The organism is Gordonia sp. NPDC003422, from assembly GCF_053588675.1.
Window position 1 is genome coordinate 67549 of sequence record NZ_JBSFQL010000025.1, and the last position, 23924, is coordinate 91472.

A 23924-nucleotide genomic window follows, 5' to 3' on the forward strand; every position below is an offset into this window, starting at 1 on the left:
CGTCGGCGTGTCGCGATCTCAGAAACCGCGTGTCTGGTCAGATACCCGAGGCGCAGCAGCGGTTTCTGACCACACCTGGGGTTTCTGGCGACAAGTGCGGTTTCTGCGACGAGGCCGCGCCCGTCGTGCCTCGGCCGTCGGGTGGAATTCAGTCCAGGCAGAACTCGTTGCCTTCGGGATCGGCCATGACGATGTGGCCGCCGGCCGTCGGTGGCGCCGGTTCGTGGCGCTCGAGTCGGGTCGCACCCCGGCTGATCAGGTGTTCGGCAGTCTCTTCCAAAGCTGCCATCCGGTCGGCGCCGGTCAATCCGGGCGCCGAGCGAACGTCGAGATGCACGCGGTTCTTGGCGGACTTTCCCTCGGGTACGCGCTGGAAGAAGATTCGGGGCCCCGAGCCGTCCGGGTCCACCAGCGCCGAAGCGTCGTTGCGCCGCTCGGCCGGCACGCCAACGGCCTCGAGAAACTCGTCCCAAGACGGGTGGCCGGCCGGCGGATCCTGAATCCGGTAACCGAGGACGTGGGCCCAGAACGCGGCGAGCGCAGCTGGATCGCCGCAGTCGAACGTCACCTGGATCTCGCTGGACATGACGCCACCTTTCGTTGCTTCGGAATACATCCACCATCACATGCATCGGGGACACCTGCGGTCCTCAATCGCACCGGACCGCCGAGGAACACACCACCGATCGGCGGTCGGTGCGCTCGGGTACGGTTCACCGCATGAGATCCCGCACCGCCAAGCGCCGACCGAGGTCGGCCGAAGTAGTCGCCCTGGCGATCATCGCCACCGTGATCGCAGTCTTCGCAGCGGGATGCAGCTCTGACGATCCCGCCGACCCGCCCAGTTGGACTTTCCAGGGCACGACCGGCACGGCCGAGGTGGTCGCTTCGACCGATACCGCGCCGCCGAAGATCACGATCACCGCGCCGTTCGCGGTGACCGAAACCCAGGTGCACACACTGGAAACCGGATCCGGCGCGGTGGTGTCCGAAACCAGCTATGTAACAGTCAATTACGAGGGTGTCAACGGCCGCGACGGCCGCACGTTCGACAGCTCCTACCAGCGCGGACAGCCGGCCCCCTTCGGGCTCGGTGAGGTGGTGCCCGGTTTCCGCAAGGCCATCGCCGGCCAAAAGGTTGGCTCGCGCGTCGCAGTGGCGATGGCACCCGCCGACGCCTATCCGAACGGGGCGCCAGACGCCGGAATCCAACCCGGTGACACGTTGGTCTTCGAGATCGCCATCATCTCTGCCGAGTGATCACTGCACGTCGCGTCGACTTTGAGACATTTGGTCAAGTCTGTGTCAATGTCGCGTACGATCCAAGGCATGCAGTTGCACGAATTGATGCCGACCGTACCGACCACCTTCGCTGAGGCGGCCGAACTGTTCGATGACTCGGCCGCCGTCGAACCCGATTTCATGATCGGCACCTGGCACGGTGCCGAGGTGCCGACCGGACATCCCATCGACGGATTGCTCGGTGCAAGCGGTTGGTGGGGCAAACAGTTCGTCGACGCCGAGACCGTGCACCCGTTGCTGTTCCGAACCCGCGATGGCAAAGCATTGTGGGCGATGAACCCTGCCCTCGCCTTCAGCGGTGTAGGAGTGTCGAAAGTGTTGCCGCAGGTCAAGAATCACACCTATGTGAAGCCCATCGCCGCCACCCGACTCCTGTCGCAGACACGATCCGCCAAGGCGCGCCTGCGAACCACTCGGTACCGCGGCGTCGACTCCGCGACCATGATCTACGACCAGTTGCCCATCAACGATGTCTTTCACCGCCTCTCCGACGACGCGGTGATCGGCGCCATGGATCTCAAGGGTTCAGACAAGCCCTACTTCTTCGTGCTTCGGCGCGACGACTCGCTGTCGTTGGTGTAGCCACAACGGTCATCGACGACAACGTCGGATCCCGGCGGATGCCAAGACGACTGCCACCGTTTCGATTGCTCGAGCACCGACTCCGAGGTCCACTGCACTCGAACCACCCTACGACGCGGAGTCGAGAAGCCCGATCCAAGCGTGTCCCGGATGGCTGTGAATGAGGAACTCCCGCAGCCTCTTCCGGGCGTGGTCGTCCAGCTGCGGAATCGCCCTGCGCAGGTCCGACAGATCCTTCGAACGATTGGCCTTCGCCTTGTACATCAACACGATCTCCGGATCGAGGTAGCGAATCTCGCCCGACCGCCAAGTCACTTCGTCGAGCGGGGCCGACGAACCGTCACGGCGATGGACCCAGCGACCATCATCGTCCGGGGTCAGCAGGACATCGAGCAGCCAGGGCGACGTCGCGTCGGCACGCAACCACAACTGCGTCGAGTCGCCGGGCAGCGGGTATTCACCCGTCACCGGCCACAGACTGCCCTGCAGGCCGGTCGCCCAGGCGTGCAATCGGCCGTCCAACGCGGCAAGCAACGCGTCCAGGTCGGTGCGGAATACACAGAGGTCCAGATCTTCGTGATCGCGCTCGGTGCCCGTGAACGCGTCGATTGCCCATCCGCCTGCCACCCACCATGGACGATCGAAATCACCCAGCACGTCCGACACATCGCCGGGTGTCACGTTCGCCCACGGCCGTATCGCGAGCGAAACGCCGCTTCCTCGCTCCCCTTCGCCGGCGACACGGCGAACTCCCTCACGCTTCCGCATCCCGACGCGCAGTGTGCACACGCTGTTCCGCGACCCGCAGCCGGGTCTGCGCATCTTCGCAGGCCTCACGCGCGGCGACCTGCTTGCGACGCGCAAACAGCAGTTCCTCGTCCGCGGCCGCCAGCTGGACTCGCAGCTCTTCGACCTTCGTCGACAGTCGATCGGTGCTCTCGGTGGCCTCGTCCACCGTGTCACCTGCGTGCTCGAGTTCGTCCCGGATACGTGCTGCTTCTTCGGTGGCGGCGGCGAGTTCGGCGCGCGCGGCTGCGCGGGGATCATCTGTTTCATCCGCATCGGCTTGCTCGAAGGAAGTCGAGGCGGCATCGGTGGGCGGTTCCGCGTCGGGAACGAGAAAGACACCCGCGGGACCAAACCCGCTGTACTCGACCGCAGTCACGAACCGTCCGGCGGTCAACACGGCCGCAACCGCCTCGTCGGCAATCGCTGCCCGCAACGACGCCGACACCTCACCGACAGCGCCACCCGATATCGGCAGGCCGCGATCGGTCGCGAGATCGGCCACCGCGGCTGCACTGTCGGAAACCACAGTCTGTCGCTGCTGCGACAACTCACGCACCCGGGCCATCTCACCACGTCGTTGGGCCGCGGCGAGTTCGGCAGCGAGCGTGGTCAGCGCCGCCACCCCATCCGGGTCGGACCGCACCCACTGATTGAGCGCCCATGCCGAATGTGTTGGCCGTCGTAGTCCGCGAATCGCCGACGACAACTCGGGGTCGCCGTCGGCCTTCGCCTGTTTGGCGAGTTCGTTTCGGCGCGAGACGAATTCAGCGGGCATCAGCCCAAAGAGCTCGTCCGCGGCGTCGTCGAGATCCATCGTCACCTCCGACCGGCGTCGACGAAGCAACACTTCGGCAGGATCTCGACGACGACCATGGCTCGATCATAGGACCGTCGGCTACCTTGCCGTCGCAGCCCCGACGCGCACCTGAGGTCGTCAGAGCCAGGAATTCGGGTAGCCGTCTACTCATGTTGTGCTCCAACGAGCGCCGGATACTCGTTGCATCGCGACAACTCAGCGACCCGAGGTGCCACCATGACCGTCGTCTCCCCCACCCCGTCCGCGCAGGGCGCGTTCGATTCCGAACACGACCTCCAGGTGGCGGCTGCCGCCCGACGCCTGCAGGACAGATCCACCAGTCGCCGGCAGCACGAGGAAGTGCTCGCCAGGTCGAACGGCCTCGCCGAGGCCGACGATCCGGAACGGATCAGAAAGCGCTTGGCGCGCATCGCGGACTACTACTCGCCGACCGCTCAGGCGCAACCGCAGCCGACAATCGAGCTCGGCGTCGAAGAAACGGCCGCGGCGGTTGCCGCACCGTCGGCCGAGCTCGAGCGCATCATCAACACCGCCGACTTCCTCGGTGTCAGATACCTCGATGACGGGGTACTGGCAGCGCGCGCCATCGGCCGGGTCCAGATCGGAGCGGCCTCAGGCCATCTGCAGGGATACGGTACGGGCTTTCTGGTGACCCCAGACCTCCTGCTCACCAACCATCACGTTCTGCCCGACGCACAAACGGCGCGCATCAGCCTCATCGAGTTCGACTATCAGGACGGCGCGGGCGGAACCGAGTTATCCTCGCACACTTACCAACTCAATCCTGACAAGTTCTTCGTCGCAGATCGTCAACGCGACTTCGCCCTGGTGGCCGTGACCGACGACAGCGGCACGCTGAAAGGCTACGGATTCAACCGTCTGACCGCCGCGCAGGGAACGGTGATCATCGGCGAGAACGTCACCATCGTCCAGCATCCGGGTGGCCGCAAGAAGCAGATCGTACTGCGCGAGAACAAACTCATCGACATCCCCGACGGATTCGTGCATTACAGCGCCGACACCGAACCGGGTTCGTCGGGCTCACCGGTGTTCAACGATCAATGGGAAGTGGTCGCGCTCCACCACGCCAGCGTGCCCGCCCCCGAGCGATCGGAGTTCGGCGGCTTCCTGAACGAGGGTGTCCGGATCAGCAGCATCCTGAATTACCTTCGCACACAATCCTTCACCACCGAACAGCAGGCCCTGCTCGACGTTCTGCTCGGTCCCGCGGGCAGCGGCCGCTCGGAGGCGGCGCCGACCGCTGCAGCAGCACCTGCCCGGCAACCGCGTCCGCCGGAACTCGCCGTCGACGTGCCCGACGGAGTGTCGACGATACGCCTGCCGCTCGAGATCACTTTCCGGGTCGCCGAGCCCACTCCCATCACGGTGAACAGCGTTGCTGCCGAAGCGATCTCCATCGATCCGGATTACAGCACCCGGGCCGGCTACGACCCCGGTTTCCTCGATCCGACACTTCGGGCGCCGTTGCCGACCGTCGGCCCCGGACTGGCTGCGTTGGCATCGAGTGAACTGCGGTATCACCACTTCAGCGTGGTGATGAACCGCGTTCGCCGGATGGCGATGTTCACCGCCGTCAACATCGACGGCAACCAACCCGCCGAGTTGCCCCGCGAATCCGATCGCTGGATCGCCGATCCTCGGCTACCCGCCGGTGAGCAGACCGACAAAGAGTTGTACCTCGCCAACAACCTCGATCGAGGTCACCTGGTCCGACGACTCGACCCGGCGTGGGGACCAAACGCCAAGGCCGCCAACGACGACACGTTCCACTTCACCAATTGCACACCGCAGCACCACGAATTCAATGCCGGTTCGACCCTGTGGCTCGGCCTCGAAGACTACGTCTTGCGCAACAGCGCCACTCACGGCCTCAAGGTCAGCGTCCTCACCGGTCCGGTGCTCGCCGCCGACGACCCGCCTTACCGCGGGGTGTCACTCCCCCGCCAGTTCTGGAAGGTGGTCACCATCGTCACCGACAGGCACACGTTGGCATCCACCGCGTACCTGCTCAGCCAGGCCGCGCTGCTGGACGAGTTCGCGGCCGGTCCGGAGTCGTTCTCCTACGGGGCCTATCGCACCTACCAGGTCCCCGTCCGTCGGATCGCAGACCTGACCGGACTCGAACTCTCGCCCTACATCGCGGCGGATCCGCTCGAACACGTCGAATCCACGGGCACACCACGCGAACTGATCCGCCCAGAAAACCTCATTCTCTGTTAGGAGTTGAACATGACCAGTACCGAACGCCCCGTACGTCACTGTGGCACGATGGCCGTCCATCGCCGATTGCTGACCGAATCCGCGGCCTACCGCAGCGCCCGCGCCGAACTCGAGAACGCGACCATTCGTCTGGTGAGCCTGGAACGCACGAGCACCGAGGTGGTCACCATTCCGGTTGTCGTGCACGTCGTGCACCGGATTCAGGCCGAGGACATCTCGGACGAACAGATCCGCAGCCAGATCGATGTCCTCAACCTCGACTATCGAGCCACCAATCCGGATGTCTCAACGGTTCCCGACGTCTTCGCCGACCTCGTCGCCGACGCCCGCGTGCAGTTCGAACTCGCGACCGTCGACCCCGACGGAAAGCCGACGGACGGCATCACGCGGACCAAGACAACCCGCAAGGACTTCACCGCAGACGACGCCGTCAAGTCTTCGGCCACGCGCGGCGCAGACGCATGGCCGACCGACCGCTACCTCAACATCTGGGTGTGCCGACTGGCCGGCGGGCTGCTGGGTTATGCGCAATTCCCCGGCGGACCCGCCGACACCGACGGCGTGGTCATCACCTACACCGCATTCGGCACTCTGGGTACCGCAAAGGAGCCATTTCACCTGGGCCGCACCGCGACTCACGAGGTAGGCCACTATCTGAACCTCTTTCACATCTGGGGCGACGACGGCAGCGGTTGCGGCGGAACCGACGAGGTCGATGACACACCGAACCAGGGGTCGGAGAACACCGGCAAACCGACCTTTCCCAAGCTGAGCTGTTCCAATGGACCCAACGGTGATCTGTTCATGGACTACATGGACTATGTCGACGATGATGTGATGGTGATGTTCACCACCGGCCAAGTCGCACGGATGCGTGCCTGCCTGGACGACGCGCGCAAAGCACTCTGGACGGGCGCCTGAGGCACCCATGGACGGGTTGAACCAGCGGTGGTGGCACTCCTTCGAGGAGGATCACGACCACGTTCGCGTCTACCGGCCGGATGGTTACGATTTCCCGGCGGCCCGCGGACGCCGCGGCATCGAACTCCATGACGACGGCAGTGTCACCGAGTTCGCCCTCGGGCGCGGTGACGCACCCGAGGCGCACGAGGCGACGTGGTCGGCCGACGCCGACCTCGAGAAGCTGCATATCCACGATGGTTCGGGCGCCATTCGGACCATGCGTCTGGTTCACCTGAGCCCCGAACGGCTCGAACTCGACGTCGGAGAGAGCACATGAGAAACCCGGATACGCTCCCGACAACACCGGTCCTGCATTCATGCCGACAGTCCAGGGGTCGTCGGATCGACGTCGAACTCGCGCACCCCGTGGTCACCGCGCGTGAACGCGACGAGTTCACCACGCAGCTCCTGGGACAGTTGTCGCGCGAGAAGTACCAAGACACGGTCGACACACTCACCGCCCCGCCGACCCGCCATTCGACCCGCCCCGAGTTCACCGCGACACTCTCGGCCGCAGCGGATGTGTTCACCTCGCTCGGGTATACCGTGACCCGCCAGCCGTTCTCGATTCCCGGCGGAGGCGACACAGTGAACTGCATAGCCGATCGCCGGGGGTCGTCGTCGGGTGAACGCGGACTCACGCTGATCACCGCTCATCTGGACTCCGTCAACCGAGGTGGCGCTGCGCTACCGGCTCCCGGTGCCGACGACAACGCGAGCGGCTCGGCGGGCGTGCTCGAACTCGCGCGGGTCCTGTCCACCGAGACCTGGTCCGGCGACCTGCGTCTGATCCTTTTCGGCGGCGAGGAGCAGGGCCTGTTAGGGAGCATCCACCATGTGCGGCAGTTGGACCCGCACGACCGCGCGCGGATAACCGCCGTCATCAACATGGACATGATCGCGCGGCGCAACACAGCGGACCCCGGCGTCATGGTCGAAGGCGGCGAACCCTCGCGAGATCTGATCGACGAACTCGTGGTGGCCGCGGCCACGTGGACCGACCTCGCCGTCACCACCTCCCTCAACCCGTTCGCCAGCGATCACGTCCCCTTCATCGACGCCGGACTGCCCGCCGTGCTCACCATCGAGGCCGACGATTCCGCGAACACCGATGTCCACACCGAGCACGATGTCGTCGCGAAGCTCGACCCCGATCTCGCGATCGAGATCCTTCGCATGAACCTCGCGGTCGCCGCCGGCCATCTGCGCTGACTCGAAGAGTGTGGTGACCAACGCTCTGAACTGGGTAAATACGACCCTGTCGTCGTTTGATCGGAGGTGCGACGGGCACCCTGTGTCTTGTTGGAGGATCTGTGTGCTGCAGCACACAGGTGAGCCGATTCGACACAGGGTGTGGCCAGAGCGAAGAGTTCGGTGACTAGCGCTCTGACCTGCACATAAGCGTCCACCACCCCACCGCTCTCTGAGGTGCCCGAGGCGCCGGCCGAGGGATACCTCGAAGGGCAGGTGAACGGGCCACGTCAGCGAGCCACCGGACCACGGAAAGTAGGGGAAGGTTCTTCCCCTACTTTCTGCCCCTGCTTGTTGAGTCGTCCGCGAGAAAATTCGCGGGGAGGACTCCAGGGATAGGGGACGAGTTTCTTTCCCTACTTTTCGTGGATCATCGTCGCCGCGCCGCGCTCCACGGCCTCTTCCCGCCTCCACGATCGCCGCCGCAGGCGGCGGGTGGGTCGCTGATCCGAAGAGTTCGGCGACCGCCGCGCTGACCTGGGTAAACGCGGCGGCCCGAGTGGTGTCGGGGCTGCAGAAAACAGGGTCTCGCGAGTAGCGGCTTCGAGGCTCGTCGCGCCTCAGCGGCAAAAGTGGAGGTCCTCCCGAGATCCACGATTATCCGTCGGCCGCATCCAACCGCTCGGCGACGTCGGCCGGGAAACCGCCGGTGGCCACCGGCCCCCAGCGCGTCGGGGTGATCCGGATGAGCGATTTGTTCTGCAGTCGCATCGCCGCTCGATACTCGTCCCAGTCGGAGTGCTCGCCCGCGATGCTGCGGAAGTAGTCGACCAGGGCGTCTTCGGCGTCGGGCATGTGCAGAACCTCAGCGTCTCCGTCGACCTGAACCCACCCGCCGTTCCATTCATCGGACAGCACGCACACACTCACCTTTGGGTTGCGCTGGGCGTTTCGGGTCTTCGCGCGGTTCGGGTAGGTCGCGATAACCAGGCGCCCATCGTCGTCGACGCCGCCGGAGACCGGCGATAGTTGAGGGCTTCCGTCGGCGCGAAAAGTGCTGAGCAGCATACGATGTCGGGGTCGGACGAAGTCCAGCAGTTCAGCGAGGTCGACGGTTTCTGAGGTTGCGACGGTGCGAGCCATGCTCTCCACGCTACGCGGCCGCGCATCGCGATCGATCACAAGAAATCTCGGCAAAACCTGAATCACTCCAGAAAACGATGGCATACTGACCGACATGCCCTCAGCAGCCGAGTACGCGGATCTCTTGCGTACCGCAGGTCTGCGCGTGACCCGACCACGCGTCGCGGTGATGGGCGCCGTACACGACCACCCCCACGCCGACACCGACACGATCTGCGGCGCCGCCCGCGCGCATCTCCCCGACGTGTCGCTACAGGCGATCTACGACGTACTCGGTGCCCTCACCACTGCCGGCCTGATCCGGCGCATCCAACCGGCGGGACATGTCGCCCGGTATGAGGCACGAGTCGGCGACAACCATCACCACGTCGTCTGCCGCAATTGCGGCGCCATCGGCGATGTGGACTGCGCGGTAGGCGACGCACCCTGCCTCACCGCATCCCATGACCACGGCTTTGTCCTCGATGAGGCCGAAGTCGTCTACTGGGGCCTGTGCCCCAGTTGTTCGGTAACCGTCAACACTTCGGGATCACAACCGTGATCACAGCCCGAATCACCAACTCCCGAAAGGAAAGTCAAAACCATGGCTGACGAAACCCCCGACCATCCCCCGATCGGAGAAGCGCAGACGGAGGCAGGCGAAAGCGGTTGTCCGATGCACATCAGGCCACCCGTCGAGGGCGGTGGCAACCAGCAGTGGTGGCCCGATCGTCTCAACCTGCGCATCCTCGCTCACAATCCCGACGTCATCCGGCCGCGTGACGCCGACTTCGACTACGACGCCGAACTCGAGAATCTCGATGCGAACGCGCTCGTGGCCGACCTCAAGGCGCTCATGAAGGACTCACAGCCCTGGTGGCCCGCCGACTTCGGCCACTACGGCCCCTTCTTCATCCGGATGTCCTGGCACGCAGCGGGTACCTACCGCGTCGAGGACGGCCGCGGTGGCGCAGGCACTGGAATGCAGCGTTTCGCCCCGCTGAACTCGTGGCCGGACAACGTGAGCCTGGACAAGGCGCGACGGCTGCTGTGGCCGGTGAAGAAGAAGTACGGCAAGGCACTGTCGTGGTCGGACCTGTTGGTGCTGGCCGGCAACGTGGCGATCGAGGACATGGGCCTGCCCACCAAGGGATTCGCGTTCGGCCGGCCCGACGAATGGGAGCCCGAAGAGGTGTACTGGGGTGCCGAATCCACGTGGCTGGGCACCAACCTGCGCTACTCCGGCGAGCGCAACCTGGAGAAGCCACTGGCTGCCACCACCATGGGTCTCATCTACGTGAACCCGGAGGGCCCCAACGCCAGCGCCGACTATCTCGCGGCCGCACAGGACATCCGCGACACCTTCGGCCGCATGGCGATGAACGACGTCGAGACCGCCGCGCTGATCGTCGGTGGCCACACCTTCGGCAAGACACACGGCAACGGTGACGCCGAACTGCTCGGCCCCGAGCCCGAGGCCGCGGGAATCGAAGAGATGGGTCTGGGCTGGATCAACCCGCAGGGCACCGGCAGCGGCAACGACGCCATCACCAGTGGCCTCGAGGTCACCTGGACGCACACGCCCACCAAGTGGGACAACTCGTTCCTGGAGATCCTCTACAGCAACGAGTGGGAGATGTACCACAGCCCGGCCGGTGCCCAGCAGTGGCGCCCGAAGGACAACGGCTGGGCGAACTCGGTGCCGATGGCGCAGGGCGATGGCAAGACGCATCCGGCGATGCTCACCACTGACCTCACCATGCGGTTCGATCCGGCGTTCGGCGAGATCACCCGGCGCTGGCTCGACCATCCGGAAGAACTCGCCGAGGAGTTCTCCAAGGCGTGGTTCAAACTGCTGCATCGCGACATGGGTCCGGCCATCCGTTATCGCGGTCCGCTCGTGCCGACCGAGACCTACGTCTGGCAGGACAACGTTCCCGCCCAGGACGGTGCGGTCATCTCCGATGCGGACATCGATTCGCTGAAGGCTCAGATCCTCGCCTCGGGACTGACTGTCGCACAATTGGTCTCGACGGCGTGGGCCGCCGCATCGACGTTCCGCGGCAGCGACTTCCGTGGTGGCGCGAACGGCGGGCGCATCCGTCTGCAGCCGCAGGTCGGGTGGGAGGTCAACCAGCCCGATGAACTGCGGCAGGTGATCTCGGCGCTGGAAGGCATCGCCGATTCCTTCAACGCAGAGGGCGGCACCAAGGTGTCGTTTGCCGACCTCGTGGTTCTCGGTGGTGTCGCCGCCATCGAGAAGGCCGCCGGAGACGCCGGACTCGATGTGTCGGTGCCTTTCACGCCCGGTCGTACCGACTCGACGCAGGAGTCGATCGACGCCGACTCGTTCGCTCACCTCGAGCCCAAGTACGACGGTTTCCGCAACTACGAGGGCAAGGGCAATGAGCTCTCCGCGGAGTACAACCTGGTCGACAAGGCGAACCTGCTGACGCTGTCGGCACCGGAGATGACCGTCCTCGTCGGTGGCCTTCGCGTGCTGGGAGCCAATTACCAGGCCTCGACGCACGGCGTGCTGACCGACAAGCCGGGACAGCTGACGAACGACTTCTTCGTCAACATTCTCGACATGGCCACCTCGTGGAAGCCGTCGCCGGCCGATGACGGGACCTACGTGGGCACCGACCTCGCGTCGGGCGAGCAGAAGTGGACCGGCACCCGCGCCGACCTGGTGTTCGGGTCGAACTCGGAACTCCGCGCACTCGCCGAGGTGTACGCCGAGGACGACGCCAAGGAGAAGTTCGTGTCGGACTTCATCGCCGCCTGGGACAAGGTGATGACGCTGGACCGCTACGACCTCGCCTGATCCAACCGCCTGATCCAACCGCCTGATCCACCTGGTAGACAACGACGCCCCGCGACCACGTCGCGGGGCGTCGTTGTATCCGGCGCGATCGGCGTTCGATGATTAAGCTGGCGATTTCTCCCCGTACAGCACGGAGAACGCAGCCACCCACAGTGAGGATCACGCAATGACGAGCTCACAACACCGATCACTCGGGCACATTCGGCTGACCTCGCACAGCGGCGGATTCGACGCCCCTGCCGTCGAGTGGGGTGCGCCGACCGCATCGCAGCGTGGTCCGATCATCGGCACCACCGGCACCCGCGCACACCGCAACGTCATCGGCACGCATAGCGGCTCCTACAGTGTCTATCGGGCGCTCGCGGTGGCCGCCGGGGCGTTGTCCCGCGATCACCGCGCCGACCTCACCAACACCTCGCCCACCGACCTCATCGGCCCGTATCCACAGTGGGGTGACGGTAATGCGATCGTCAGCCTCGACCCATGGGGTGCGGGCGTCGCCGAGTACTTCCCCGCCGCGATCGCCGACGGCTACGACATCCGGCCCACCATCGCGGTGACCAAGGCCCATGTCATTCTGCCCGAGGTCACCGAGGCCATCGGCAAGGGGCGACTGGTCCCCGATGGCACGGTGCTGCTCGACAACGGCGCTGCGCTCGTGACCAAGGCCGCGGTCGAACCGGTGTGGCACCTCCCGGGCGTCGCGGCCCGATTCGGTTGCAGCGAAGCCGAACTGCGCCGCGTCCTGTTCGAGGAGACCGGCGGCATGTACCCCGAACTCGTCACGCGAGCCGACCTCGAGGTGTTCCTGCCGCCGATCGGCGGCCAGACGATCTACATCTTCGGCGACCCCCGCGACCTGGCCAACCCCGCCGTCGAACTCACCGCCCGGGTACATGACGAGTGCAACGGCTCGGACGTGTTCGGCTCCGACATCTGTACATGCCGTCCATATCTCACTCACGCCATCGAGGAGTGCATCCAGGGCACCCAGCGTGGCGGCGTGGGCCTGGTGGCCTACTCCCGCAAGGAGGGCCGGGCACTGGGTGAGGTCACCAAGTTCCTCGTCTACAACGCGCGGAAACGACAAGAGGGTGGCGACACCGCCGACCAGTACTTCGCGCGCACCGAATGCGTGGCGGGTGTGCAGGACATGCGATTCCAGGAGTTGATGCCCGACGTTCTGCACTGGCTGGGCATCACCAAGATCCATCGACTCGTGTCGATGAGCAACATGAAGTACGACGCGATCACCGGATCGGGCATCGAGGTCGGCGAGCGGGTCAACATCCCCGATGAACTGGTCCCGGCCGATGCTCGTGTGGAGATCGACGCGAAGATGGCGGCCGGGTACTTCACTCCTGGTCCGGTCCCCGATGCCGACGAGTTGCGCAAGGTCAAGGGCCGGAGGCTGGGGTGATGGGGGCCGTCAACACCGACGTCCATATCGGTCTGCCGACCGCGGTCACCACGTTGCGGTCCACGACCGCGATTCGGCAACGGTCGGGCCAGTTGCTCGAGCGCGCACGCCAGGGCGATTCCCCGTGGTTCATCGTGCAGGACAACATGATTCCCGATGCCGCCGCGTTGGTTGCCGCGACAACCCGACAACGGTATCCCGACCTCGACATTCCCTTCCACAGCCGATGGCGTCACTTCGAAGCGGGTGGGATCGATCGCCTTGCCGGCGTCGGTGACGCGCTCGGGACCGACGCGGTCGATCATGCGCGAGCCCAGATCGACCTCGCGCTCGTGAGTGTGCTGCTCGACGCCGGCGCAGGAGCACAATGGCAGTTTCGGGAGCCGTCGACCGGGCTCGTGCTGCAGCGATCCGAAGGTCTCGGCGTCGCCAGTTGGCATGCATTCTTCGGCGGCCTCTTCTCCGGTGATCCCCGTCGACCCCACCAGGTCGACGCCGACGGCCTGGCAGCGCTCACGGTGGATGGTCTCGGCAACGCCTTCCAGGTCACCGCGGACAACCCGCTCGTCGGCCTCGCAGGTCGGGTGGAACTGCTTCACCGACTCGGGACCGCGATGGCCGCACAACCCGAGACATTCGGCACCACCGCGCGACCGGCCGGGCTCTATGATCGTCTCCGTGCGTCGATGGACGGAACGATTGCCGCCCATGACATCTTGGTCGCGATCCTCGACACACTGGGATCCGTCTGGCCGGCCGACAACGTGCTCGACGGCCACCACCTCGGCGACTGCTGGCACCACCGTGCGGTCAGCGGCACCGGTGACACAGCGGGCTGGATGCCCTTCCACAAACTCTCCCAATGGCTCACGTATTCGCTTCTCGAACCCATTGGCTGGTCAGGCATCGACGTGACCGGGCTCGATGCGCTCACCGGACTGCCGGAGTACCGCAACGGCGGTCTCCTGCTGGACACCGGTGTGCTGCGACTGCGCGACGACGACTGGTCCGCACAACAGTGGCGGGTCGGCGACGAGCTCATCGTGGAGTGGCGTGCACTCACCGTCGCTCTGCTCGATGAACTCGCCGATCATGTGCGCGGCGCTCTCGACCAGACCGCGGAGCAGATGCCGCTCGCCTGCGTACTCGAAGGCGGCACCTGGGCGACCGGCCGTGAGCTGGCAGAGAGCCTGAGGAGCGGCCTGCCACCGATCTCGATCATCAGCGACGGGACGGTCTTCTGACATGACCATCGAGTCGACCACCCACTTGGCAGCGACGCCGAGGAAGGACGCAATGGGCAGCGTGACCGTCATCGATCATCCTCTCGTACAGCACAAGCTGACACTGATGCGACGAAAAGAGACTTCCACCAACGACTTCCGACGTCTGCTCAACGAGATCTCCATGCTCATGGCCTACGACGTCCTGCACGACATCCCCATGCACGAGATCACCATCGACACGCCTCTCGAGACCACCACGGCCAGCGTGATCGACGGCAAGAAGCTGGTCTTCGCCGCCGTGCTGCGCGCAGGCACCGGAATTGCCGACGGAATGCTGTCGGTGGTCCCGGGCGCACGCGTCGGGCATATCGGGCTGTACCGCGACCCGAAGACCATGGTGGTGGTCGAGTACTACTTCAAGATGCCCAGCGATCTGCACGAACGTGACGTGGTGATCGTCGATCCCCTGCTCGCGACCGGCCACTCCGCGGTGGCCGCCGTCGATCGCATCAGCGAGTACGGACCCAAGTCGATCAAATTCGTCTGCCTGCTCGCGGCCCCGGAGGGCATCGACGTCCTGCACGGTGCGCATCCGGACATCCCCATCTACACCGCCGCCGTCGACCGCGGGCTCGACGACAACGGTTTCATCCGGCCGGGACTCGGGGATGCAGGCGATCGGATCTTCGGCACGGCGTGACGGCCAGACAACAGGTCACCTCACCAGGGGCTGATGGGGCTCGCTCCTGGCCGGGGACACCCGTCACGCACAATGGCGCCATGACCGAATCAGTCGCGTTCGTCGATCGACTCGAACGTGTGCAGGTACCGCTCTATCTGATGGCCATCGTCGTCGGGGTGCTGGTGGGACTCGCGGCGCCGAGGTTCACCGAATCGCTGGACGTGGCCATCAATCCGTTGCTCGCGGCACTGCTGTTCGTGACGTTTCTGCAGATTCCGGTTGCCGACCTGGCAAAGTTGCTGCGCGACAAGCGATTCCTCGGCGCGATCGTCGTCGTGAACTTCGCCGTCGTACCACTGGTCGTCTTCGGACTGTCGCAATTCCTTCCCGACGACCTCGCCATCCAGATCGGCGTGCTGCTCGTGCTGCTGTGCCCGTGCGTGGACTATGTGGTCGTGTTCACGGGTCTGGCCGGCGGATCCGCGAGCCGCCTGCTCGCGGCGACTCCCCTGCTCCTGATCATGCAGATGCTGCTCACTCCGCTCTACCTGCTCGCATTTCTGGGGCACGACGCGGTGGACGTGGTTGAACTCGAGCCGTTCGTCGAGGCGTTCGTCCTCCTGATCGTGATACCGCTGGCGTTGGCCTGGGCGACCCAGGCGTGGGCCTCGCGGGCCCGTCCAGGTGCGGTCTTCACGAAAGGCGCCACGGCGACGATGGTTCCGCTCATGATGGCGGTGCTCGCCGTCGTGACCTGTTCGCAGATTCCCCGCGTCGACGAGAACTTCGGTGATCTGGTCGCGATCATGCCGATCTATGCAGCGTTCCTGATCGTCATGGCGTTTGCGGGCATTGCCGTGGCACGCGCCTTCGGCCTCGACGTGGCATCGACCCGGGCCGTGGTGTTCTCGGGAGCCACCCGCAACTCACTGGTGGTGCTGCCGCTCGCGCTCGCACTGCCCGCCGGGTTCGAGGTTGCCGCCGCGGCAGTGGTGACCCAGACCCTGGTGGAACTCATCGGGATGGTCGCCTACGTGTGGCTGATCCCGGTCCTGCTTCCCGAAATCATCACGAGCGCTTGACCGCTCGTGTCACTTGTGTGGGACATCGGCACTGAGGCCCCCGTCCATCACGAACTCGGCACCCGTCGCATACGACGACTCGTCACTCGCGAGGAACACCACGAAGGTCGACACTTCGCTCGACTCGGCTGCCCGCCCCAGCGGCACCTTGACCATGTCCTCGGGCAGCCCCTCGGTCATCGGCGTCCGGATCAGGCCGGGGTGGATCGAGTTGACCCGAATGTTGTGTGGCGCAAGCTCCAAGGCCGCCGACTTCGCCAGGCCGCGCACACCCCACTTGGACGCCACATACCCGTGTGCCCAAGGACTTCCGCGCAGACCCTCCACCGACGACACATTGATGATCGATCCGCCGCCCGCAGCAATCATCGGGTCGGCGACGGTCTGGATACCGATGAAGGTTCCGGTGAGGTTGACGTCGAGGATCTGGCGCCACTTGTCGAGCCGGAACTTCTGCAGGGTGGAGCCGTTCACGATGCCGGCGTTGTTCACGAGCACATTGACCTTGCCGAAGTCGTCGACCGCCGTCGCGACCGCCGCCTGCCAGTCCTCGGGCGAGGTGACATCGAGATGCACATAGCGCGCCGCATCACCGAGTTCGTCGGCGAGCGCTTTGCCCTCATCGTCGAGGATGTCGCCGATCACCACCTTCGCACCTTCGGCCACGAGCGCCCGGGCATGCTCGGCACCCATCCCCCGTGAGCCACCGGTGATCACTGCAACTTTGTCGTCTACGCGTCCCATGGCGAGCAAGAGTACAGCGGTCAGAGCCAAATGAGAACACGTTCTACCGAAGTCGGGGCAAACGTGCTCTACTGATATGGACAGAAGTCCGGACAGCTGTACACCTGACCTCGGTCTTCCGGTCAAACGAGTGCAAGGAGGCACCTCTTCATGTCCGTCGCCACCCCGATTCGTGTCGGCCTCGTCGGCACCGGCAACGCTGGTCGACTCGCCCTGCGTCAGCTCATCGCGGATCCCCGATTCGAACTGACCGCCGTCGGCGTCTCCACCGCCACGAAGGTCGGACAAGACGCAGGCATCCTGGCGGGCGTGGACACCGTCACGGGAGTGCAAGCCACCGAAGGCCTCGACGGCGTGATCGCGTCGAATCCCGACTGTGTTGTGTACTGCGCCATGGGCGACACGCGTCCGATCGAGTCCTTCGACGACGTGCGGCGCCTCCTCGCCGCGGGTATCGATGTGGTCGGGTCGGCCCCCGGTACGTTGCAGTTTCCATGGGGCGTGATGCCCGAGAAGGCAATCACCAAGCTCGAGACGGTGGCGCGCGACAACGACACGAGCATCTTCATCACCGGCGTCGACCCGGGCTTCGCGAACGACCTGATTCCCTTCGCCTTCGCCAGTACGTGTCAGCGGATCGAGCAGATCAGGTGCATGGAGATTGCCGACTACGCGACGTATGACGGCGCAACCGTGATGTTCGACGTGATGGGTTTCGGCAAACCGCTCGACGAAACTCCGATGCTGTTCCTTCCGGGTGTCCTCGGCCTCGCGTGGGGAACCACCATTCGCCAGCTCGCCGCCGGTCTCGGGGTGGAGGTGGACGAGATCGAGGAGATCCACGAAAGTGAGCCCGCTCCTGAGGAATTCGAGATCGCTGCGGGCACGATTGCCAGGGGGAGCCGCGCCGCAGTGCGGTTCGAGATCATCGGCAAGGTGGACGGCAAACCCGTCATCGTCATCGAACACGTCAACCGCTTGCGCGAGGATCTGCGCCCCGACTGGGCGCAGCCCGCGCAACCCGGCGGGTGCTATCGCGTCGAGATCGTCGGCGAACCGAATTATCGGGTCGACATCTGCCCGACCAGCGAGCATGGCGACCACAATCACGCGGCAATCGTGGCAGCAGCGGGCCGGATCGTGAATGCCATCCCCGCGATCATCGACGCCCCCGCCGGGATCCGCACCACCGCCGACCTTCCGTTGGTCACCGGCAACTACACAGGTTGACCCGAGAACTCGAGTTGAATTGGAGAAGGCGAGTGCTGCAGCACTCGCCTTCTCCCATTCGGCGCCGGTTTGTCGCGGGTGCCGGCGAGTCCCGCCGGCCGAAAGGGCAAGAACGGTCGGGCCTGCGCGGCCGTTCGAGTCGCATACTCGATGCATGACGCCACCACCGCACGACCGGCTGCGCGAGCTCCTCGACGCTGTCCTCGCCGACGGCAACGACAGTCTCGACGAGATGGCGCGCGACGCGTACTCGTCGTCATTTCACTTCAGCCGCCAGGTGAATCGTGGCGCGGGTGAATCGCCGGTTGCATTGCGCCGGCGGGTGTTGCTCGAACGGGCAGCATGGGGGTTGCAGCGCGAAGAGTCGGTCACCGATGTCGCATTCGCGGCCGGTTACGAATCCGTCGACGGCTTCGCACGCGCCTTCACTCGTGCATATGGCCACAGTCCGAGCCGCATTCCCCCACTCGGCGAGCGCGGCCACTGGCTCGACGCGCCCAACGGCATCCACTTCCATTCCCCGACAGTGCTGTACGTCGACAACGGCACCGCGGTGACCGAGGGTGCCGGGAACGTCACCATGATGATGGTCCGACACGACCTCGACGACACCGCGATACTGCTCGACGCAGCGAAGGCTCTCGACGACACCGAGTACCGACGCAAGCGTCTGCCGGAACATCGTGTGCTCGCCTGGAGCGGACCTGAAGAACGACTGTGCGAGGTCATGTTTCACCTCGTCAGCGACAAGGCTCCGTGGTTGTCGAGTATCGAGGGTAGCGCGATGTCGACCGACACCCGTGACGATGTCGCAGCACTCACCGACCTCCATGAAGACATCGCTGCACGCTGGCTCGCCCTGATCCGGGACATCGACCGCCGTGGCGCATGGCAGGACCGTATCGTCGACGCCCTGTGCGAACCACCCGAGTCGTTCCTGCTGTCGCAGATCGTCGCCCACGTGCTGACGTTTTCCGCACACCGACGACAACTCGTCCGCTGGATGCTGCACGACGCAGGGGTCGACGTCTCCGGACTCGATCCAGACCCGATCATGTGGCACCGCAAGCAATCCGGAGGGTTCCGATGACGGCCGGGCCGCGTTGATCCGTAGCGTTTGACCATTCGGTGAGGTCAGCCCTCACCCACGGACTTGCGGAGTTGCTCGGAAACCCTGCCGCGCGCCCATTTCGGGAGTATGAAGATGCCCTCCGCCTCGGCGCAGACCCCGTCGGCGGTGCTCAGAGTCCCGGTCACGATCGACTTGACCCCCTCCACCCGATCAAGGCTGGCCTGGACCCGCACCTCGCCCAGCGGCGTGCCGCGAACGTAGCGGATGGTCAGGGTCCCGGTCATGCCCGGCGACCCGGCATGCTCGGCAGCCGAACCCAACACCTGGTCGAGGATCATGGCGATCACCCCGCCGTGCACCAGTCCCGCCGGCCCCTCGTACTGTGGGCCTAGCGCGAATTCTGCCCAGCTGCAATCGGTTTCGTGAACGAGCTCCACCGGAGGAGCTAACGGGTTGCGCTCCCCCACCACCGCGTTTCCCCAGGCCCGCTTGGTCGAGTCGGAGTTGAATCGAACCCCGAACGACCAGGGCAGTCGTCGGGCGGACAGGATCGCGGTGGCGGCCTCGATGTGACGCTGCGCGTCGTCGATCGCTGCGTCGTCGACGTCGGTGACGACGGTTGCCGACACGAGATCGCGAACTCGATCGGCAAGCGCTCGCGCTGTGTCGGTGCGGTGCCGCAACTCCTCCGGATCGATGTCCTCCTGGATATAGCCGCTCATACGGGCACTCCTCGTCGCCTCGAGCCGTATCACGCCGACTCACCAACGTCACTGACTCACCAAACCTCACTCGGTTGTAACAGGCCTTCTCGATCGACCGCGCGGGCGGTCCACCCATATGTAGGTCGCCATAGTGCGCCGGGTAGTCTCAGCCGCATGAGTGAACACGCGTGGAAAGCGTTCGAGGTCTCCGTTGCCGACCACATCGCCGAAGTCGCCCTGACCGGGCCGGGCAAGGGCAACGCCATGGGCCCGGACTTCTGGAGCGAGTTGCCTCAACTGTTCGGACAGCTCGACGCCGACGACGACGTCCGCGCGGTCATCCTCACCGGCTCTGGACGACACTTCTCGTACGGACTCGACCTCGTCGCCATGGGCGGCACGTTGTCGTCGGTGCTCGCCGACGGAGCCAAGGCGCGACCGCGGACCGAGTTCCTCGACAGCTTGCGCGGACTGCAGAACGCGATCACCGCGGTCGCCGACTGCCGCAAGCCGGTGATCGCCGCGATCTCCGGGTGGTGCATCGGTGGTGGTGTGGACCTCATCGCCGCTGCTGACATCCGGTATGCCAGCGCCGACGCCAGGTTCAGCGTTCGTGAGGTCAAGGTCGGCATGGTCGCCGACGTCGGCAGTTTGGCGCGTCTGCCGCTCATCCTCAACGACGGCCACCTGCGCGAACTGGCACTGACCGGCAAGGACATCGACGCTGCTCGCGCCGAGAAGATCGGACTCGTCAACGACGTGGCCGACGACCAGGACGCGGTTCTCGCGCTCGCCCGGGAGACCGCCGCCCAGATCGCCACGAATCCGCCCCTGGTGGTGCACGGCATCAAGGCGGTGCTCGACCACACGCGCAGTGCCGCCGTCCATGACAGCCTGCGCTATGTCGCGGCGTGGAACTCGGCATTCCTGCCGAGCAACGATCTGACCGAGGCCATCACCGCAGTCTTCGAGAAGCGCGCACCCGAGTTCACCGGCGAGTAACGCCGCTCAGGTGTGTTCCGCCGGCCGCAGTCGAAACACCGGGATTCGCCGGTCGGTGCGTTGCTCGTAGAGGTCGAAATTCGGCCATACCGCCCGCAACAGTTGCCATGCCTGTTCGCGGTCGGGGCCGTCGAGTTCGGTCGGAACCGCGGTCCAGGATCGTCGGTGCCTCGAGATCTCGACGGTGTCGGCGGCCCGCACGTTGAACACCCACTGCGGCATCTTCGGACCACCGAAGTACGACCCGGCGATCACCCAGTCGTCCCCGTCGGGTACCGCGAGCAGACGAGTCGTCCGGATGACCCCGCTCGATCTGCCGACGACCTCCATGGTGATGTTCGGCAAGGTGGCGATGTCGAGCAATCCCACACGATGCCCGGTGAGCTTCTGTAAAGCGCTGTCACACTTGACGATCTGCGGAAGATAAGTGGGCATCCACGGAATTGATCCGATCTTCACCGCGGTGGCGCGCAACGGGTTCACGGATACCAGTCTGGCATGCGCACGACCGACCGCTGGTCAACCCGACGTTCCACAGCGACTGCCTCCTGTGGATGGAGTTCTCGGGTTGGCGCCCTCGGGCCGTGAGGATCTGTCCATGACATTCACCGAACACACCCCGATTCCGCACATCGACACCGTCACCGAGCCGTTCCACGGCACCGAACAGCTTCGTCAACGTTGGCGAGCTCTGATGGGACCTCTGGGTTTCTCCGAGCGCCTGCTCTGGTTCGTGTTCGTCGACGACGACTGCCGGATCATTCCGGCCGCCAACAAGCTCGACCTGCCCGCCACGCCCGACGCCCGGCTCGCCGACCTCCTGATGAACCGATTGGGCGAGATCGCAACCGTCGACGGATCGGTGTCGGTGGCGTGTTTGCTGACGCGGCCCGGCGTCGACGGGATCAGCACGAGCGACGAGGGTTGGGCGCACATGCTGGCCGAGGCCGGCGCCCGCCATCGCGTGTCCTTGCATCCGATCCACCGCGCCAACGACGCGACCCTCGTGACGATGCCGAAGACGATCAGCGAGGTGGCCTGACACGCTAGCGTCGAGCCATGACTGCAGGCTCGCGCATCATCATCGACGCCGGGCAGACGGGCACGCGCGTACGTGTACACAGGTCCGACGGTCACGACGATCATGATGCCGAGCCGGTGTACACCGATCGGCCCGTCGTGGAGCAGGTCGCCGCCATCGCGCGAACGGTGCTGGCACCCTCGTCGGGCCCGGTGTCGGCACTCGCAGCGGGTGTATCGGGTCTGACACCCGATTACGCACGGCCGGATTCGCTACTCGCGATGGTGTCGGACCTCGGGATCACCGCCGTCGTCCTTGCACATGACTCGGTGTCGGCATATCTCGCCGCGAACCGCTTCGCCGACGGTGTGACCTGCGCGGTCGGCACCGGGGTCGTCGCACTCGGCGTCGGGCCGGCGGGCACGTGGCGCGTCGACGGCTGGGGTCACCTTGTCGGCGATGCCGGGAGCGCGTATTGGATCGGACGGGCGGGGATCGACGCCGCGTTGCGATCGTTCGACGGTCGGACTGAACCCTCACCGCTCGAGGACAGCGCGGTCGAGACCTTCGGGCCGCTGCCCGAGTTGTACATGAGCCTGCAGGGGGCGCCGGACCGGGTGGCGCGCATCGCCGGCTTCGCCACGCAGGTCGACGACGCGGCACGCGGCGGCGATGCGACGGCCATCGACATCTGTCGCCGGGCCGCCGCCGAACTGGCGACCTCCGCGTCGGCCGCACTGCACCGAAGCGGATGGTCGTCCGGGCGGGATGCACGGATCAGCTGGATGGGAAATGTGCTGTCGCACAACGACCTCATCCGCGAGACATTTGCCGACGAGATGATCCGGCGAGCACCCGGCGCCACCGTTGGCGCCCCGCTGGGCACCAGTCTCGATGGCGTCGACCTACTACTGGCGCTTCCTCCCGAACATGCCCTCACCGCGTCCGTTGCGCGGGCTGCAGCTTAGTGGTCCTGTCCACTCAGGACCCGGCAGTGTAGGTCGGCGGGTTCTGCGTGAGGTCCACCTTGCCGCTCATGTAGTCGCTCGACGTCGTGTTGCGCGGAGCGTCGTCGTAGGTGGGCACATAGGTGAGTCCCCACTCGACGATGCCCGACACCCTCACCTTGAGGTCGTTGTCATAACCCAGGCTGGCATCGAGGCGCGACAGGTCGGTGGGCTTGGTCCAGCGGACGGTACCGGGCTTGGCGCTCGAGTAGGACTCCTGCTCGCAACCCGGCTTATCGATGGATGCATCCATCTGACGCGATCCCGCGCAGTTGGTGAGGTAGGTGTTGACCGCGTTCGAGACGGCTGTCTTTCCGGATTCGCTCAGCGTCGCCTTGACCTCGGTACTGCTGATCGAGACGTAGCCCTCAGGTCCGAGCGGGAAATCGCCCGAGGCGGGGTTGCTCACGGCGATGTACTGGTTCTTCGAACCCCACACCAGCGGGCCCGGGAAGACGTACACCTTGCTGTCGTTCGAGACATCGACCCCGAACAACGTCGGCTGCGGAATCCGGAGGTAGGTGGTGTTGATCTCCAGCGCACCGTTGGTCAGCTGCCACTCGCCACCGGACTTGCTGACCAGGATGTCGACGTCGGCGTTCTTGGTGCCGAACTTGTACGTCGCCTTGACCAGGCCGCCGTTGCTGTCGAACACCTTGATGTCGGTGATCTTCGCGATGTCCTGCTGGCGCTTGAGTACCTCGTTGGTCAGCAGTGTGGTGGTCGGCGGGGTCTTGACCACGCTGAGTGCCTTCTCGGCGTCACCGTCGGCAAGAGCGTGCAGGTAGGTGCTGACCGCTTCCTTGAGCTTGTCAAGATGTCTGTGTAAGAACGTGACTCCTGGGTTTCCTGTGGTTGCTGGTTGGGTCTAGTTGAGGTGGGGTTCGATGCGGTCGGGGT

The 23924-nt window shown here is 65.2% G+C and carries 25 protein-coding genes; 17 read left to right on the plus strand and 8 right to left on the minus strand.

All coding sequences use genetic code 11. From position 1 onward, the window contains the following. Nucleotides 1-148: 148 nt before the first annotated feature. A complete protein-coding gene (locus ACWDTF_RS19630) occupies nucleotides 149-586 on the minus strand; it encodes a VOC family protein (RefSeq protein WP_449754917.1) in 438 nt (145 codons plus the stop codon). 134 nt (nucleotides 587-720) lie between these two features. Here ACWDTF_RS19630 and ACWDTF_RS19635 point away from each other — a divergent pair, with 134 nt between their 5' ends. Next, nucleotides 721-1260, plus strand: a complete 540-nt coding sequence (locus tag ACWDTF_RS19635; RefSeq protein WP_240857110.1) for an FKBP-type peptidyl-prolyl cis-trans isomerase — start codon at nucleotides 721-723, stop codon at nucleotides 1258-1260. A 69-nt stretch (nucleotides 1261-1329) separates the two neighbouring features. Beyond that, on the plus strand, nucleotides 1330-1884 hold the full coding sequence (locus ACWDTF_RS19640; RefSeq protein WP_240857111.1) for a DUF4334 domain-containing protein: 555 nt from the start codon (nucleotides 1330-1332) through the stop codon (nucleotides 1882-1884). 108 nt (nucleotides 1885-1992) lie between these two features. On the opposite strand, the gene ACWDTF_RS19645 is transcribed toward ACWDTF_RS19640, so the two are convergent. Then, nucleotides 1993-2565, minus strand: coding sequence for a nucleotidyltransferase domain-containing protein (locus tag ACWDTF_RS19645; RefSeq protein ID WP_449754918.1), 573 nt, complete (start codon nucleotides 2563-2565; stop codon nucleotides 1993-1995). 73 nt (nucleotides 2566-2638) lie between these two features. Next, nucleotides 2639-3487 (minus strand): hypothetical protein, encoded by an 849-nt coding sequence (locus tag ACWDTF_RS19650; protein WP_433254683.1) that lies wholly within the window; start codon nucleotides 3485-3487, stop codon nucleotides 2639-2641. Between the two features lie 219 nt (nucleotides 3488-3706). Between ACWDTF_RS19650 and ACWDTF_RS19655 the strand changes: the two genes are divergently transcribed. Genes ACWDTF_RS19655 through ACWDTF_RS19670 form a run of 4 tightly spaced genes read left to right on the plus strand, consistent with a single transcriptional unit; the run spans nucleotide 3707 to nucleotide 7906 of the window. Continuing rightward, nucleotides 3707-5731 (plus strand): DNA/RNA non-specific endonuclease, encoded by a 2025-nt coding sequence (locus ACWDTF_RS19655; RefSeq protein ID WP_240857114.1) that lies wholly within the window; start codon nucleotides 3707-3709, stop codon nucleotides 5729-5731. 9 nt (nucleotides 5732-5740) lie between these two features. Next, the gene (locus ACWDTF_RS19660) at nucleotides 5741-6652 is read left to right on the plus strand and encodes a M43 family zinc metalloprotease (RefSeq protein WP_433254689.1); all 912 of its coding nucleotides are present in this window, start codon (nucleotides 5741-5743) and stop codon (nucleotides 6650-6652) included. Between the two features lie 7 nt (nucleotides 6653-6659). After that, nucleotides 6660-6971, plus strand: a complete 312-nt coding sequence (locus ACWDTF_RS19665) for a hypothetical protein (protein WP_240857116.1) — start codon at nucleotides 6660-6662, stop codon at nucleotides 6969-6971. Continuing rightward, entirely contained in the window at nucleotides 6968-7906 is a 939-nt protein-coding gene (locus tag ACWDTF_RS19670) for a M28 family metallopeptidase (RefSeq protein WP_240857117.1), read from the plus strand. Before ACWDTF_RS19665 ends, ACWDTF_RS19670 begins: the two co-directional genes overlap by 4 nt. Before the next feature lie 636 nt (nucleotides 7907-8542). On the opposite strand, the gene ACWDTF_RS19675 is transcribed toward ACWDTF_RS19670, so the two are convergent. After that, nucleotides 8543-9028 (minus strand): PPOX class F420-dependent oxidoreductase, encoded by a 486-nt coding sequence (locus ACWDTF_RS19675; protein ID WP_240857118.1) that lies wholly within the window; start codon nucleotides 9026-9028, stop codon nucleotides 8543-8545. Nucleotides 9029-9122: 94 nt separating this feature from the next. On the opposite strand from ACWDTF_RS19675, the gene ACWDTF_RS19680 reads away from it, so the two are divergent. From ACWDTF_RS19680 to ACWDTF_RS19705, 6 genes are all read left to right on the plus strand, one after another. Continuing rightward, complete coding sequence (locus ACWDTF_RS19680; protein WP_240857119.1) at nucleotides 9123-9569, plus strand: Fur family transcriptional regulator; 447 nt, start codon at nucleotides 9123-9125, stop codon at nucleotides 9567-9569. 42 nt (nucleotides 9570-9611) lie between these two features. Continuing rightward, the gene (gene katG, locus ACWDTF_RS19685; RefSeq protein ID WP_240857120.1) at nucleotides 9612-11834 is read left to right on the plus strand and encodes a catalase/peroxidase HPI; all 2223 of its coding nucleotides are present in this window, start codon (nucleotides 9612-9614) and stop codon (nucleotides 11832-11834) included. A 166-nt stretch (nucleotides 11835-12000) separates the two neighbouring features. After that, complete coding sequence (locus ACWDTF_RS19690) at nucleotides 12001-13254, plus strand: GTP cyclohydrolase II (protein ID WP_240857121.1); 1254 nt, start codon at nucleotides 12001-12003, stop codon at nucleotides 13252-13254. Continuing rightward, entirely contained in the window at nucleotides 13254-14498 is a 1245-nt protein-coding gene (locus ACWDTF_RS19695) for a URC4/urg3 family protein (RefSeq protein ID WP_240857122.1), read from the plus strand. The genes ACWDTF_RS19690 and ACWDTF_RS19695 overlap by 1 nt, the downstream gene beginning before the upstream one ends. A 52-nt stretch (nucleotides 14499-14550) precedes the next feature. Then, entirely contained in the window at nucleotides 14551-15180 is a 630-nt protein-coding gene (gene upp, locus ACWDTF_RS19700) for a uracil phosphoribosyltransferase (protein WP_433259531.1), read from the plus strand. An 80-nt stretch (nucleotides 15181-15260) separates the two neighbouring features. After that, the gene (locus ACWDTF_RS19705) at nucleotides 15261-16244 is read left to right on the plus strand and encodes an arsenic resistance protein (protein ID WP_449754919.1); all 984 of its coding nucleotides are present in this window, start codon (nucleotides 15261-15263) and stop codon (nucleotides 16242-16244) included. 9 nt (nucleotides 16245-16253) lie between these two features. Here the strand turns inward: ACWDTF_RS19705 and ACWDTF_RS19710 are convergent, their stop codons facing one another. Then, complete coding sequence (locus ACWDTF_RS19710) at nucleotides 16254-16988, minus strand: glucose 1-dehydrogenase (protein ID WP_355275548.1); 735 nt, start codon at nucleotides 16986-16988, stop codon at nucleotides 16254-16256. 150 nt (nucleotides 16989-17138) lie between these two features. Here ACWDTF_RS19710 and ACWDTF_RS19715 point away from each other — a divergent pair, with 150 nt between their 5' ends. Further along, nucleotides 17139-18218 (plus strand): NAD(P)H-dependent amine dehydrogenase family protein, encoded by a 1080-nt coding sequence (locus ACWDTF_RS19715; protein ID WP_355275546.1) that lies wholly within the window; start codon nucleotides 17139-17141, stop codon nucleotides 18216-18218. A 154-nt stretch (nucleotides 18219-18372) separates the two neighbouring features. Next, nucleotides 18373-19308: a helix-turn-helix domain-containing protein gene (locus tag ACWDTF_RS19720; protein WP_240857126.1), complete on the plus strand. Its 936-nt coding sequence runs from the start codon at nucleotides 18373-18375 to the stop codon at nucleotides 19306-19308. A gap of 44 nt (nucleotides 19309-19352) precedes the next feature. Here ACWDTF_RS19720 and ACWDTF_RS19725 read toward each other — a convergent pair whose 3' ends face one another. Next, nucleotides 19353-20012, minus strand: a complete 660-nt coding sequence (locus ACWDTF_RS19725) for a hotdog domain-containing protein (protein WP_433254706.1) — start codon at nucleotides 20010-20012, stop codon at nucleotides 19353-19355. A 156-nt stretch (nucleotides 20013-20168) separates the two neighbouring features. Here ACWDTF_RS19725 and ACWDTF_RS19730 point away from each other — a divergent pair, with 156 nt between their 5' ends. Next, nucleotides 20169-20996, plus strand: a complete 828-nt coding sequence (locus ACWDTF_RS19730) for a crotonase/enoyl-CoA hydratase family protein (protein ID WP_240857128.1) — start codon at nucleotides 20169-20171, stop codon at nucleotides 20994-20996. 6 nt (nucleotides 20997-21002) lie between these two features. On the opposite strand, the gene ACWDTF_RS19735 is transcribed toward ACWDTF_RS19730, so the two are convergent. Further along, nucleotides 21003-21479 carry a nitroreductase family deazaflavin-dependent oxidoreductase gene (locus tag ACWDTF_RS19735; RefSeq protein WP_433254709.1) on the minus strand — a complete coding sequence of 159 codons (477 nt, stop codon included), beginning with the start codon at nucleotides 21477-21479 and terminating at the stop codon, nucleotides 21003-21005. Nucleotides 21480-21594: 115 nt separating this feature from the next. Here ACWDTF_RS19735 and ACWDTF_RS19740 point away from each other — a divergent pair, with 115 nt between their 5' ends. Then, entirely contained in the window at nucleotides 21595-22038 is a 444-nt protein-coding gene (locus ACWDTF_RS19740; RefSeq protein ID WP_240857130.1) for a hypothetical protein, read from the plus strand. 17 nt (nucleotides 22039-22055) lie between these two features. Further along, nucleotides 22056-22985, plus strand: a complete 930-nt coding sequence (locus ACWDTF_RS19745; RefSeq protein ID WP_433254712.1) for a BadF/BadG/BcrA/BcrD ATPase family protein — start codon at nucleotides 22056-22058, stop codon at nucleotides 22983-22985. 13 nt (nucleotides 22986-22998) lie between these two features. On the opposite strand, the gene ACWDTF_RS19750 is transcribed toward ACWDTF_RS19745, so the two are convergent. Further along, nucleotides 22999-23766 carry a hypothetical protein gene (locus ACWDTF_RS19750; RefSeq protein WP_449754920.1) on the minus strand — a complete coding sequence of 256 codons (768 nt, stop codon included), beginning with the start codon at nucleotides 23764-23766 and terminating at the stop codon, nucleotides 22999-23001. Between the last annotated feature and the right edge of the window lie 158 nt (nucleotides 23767-23924).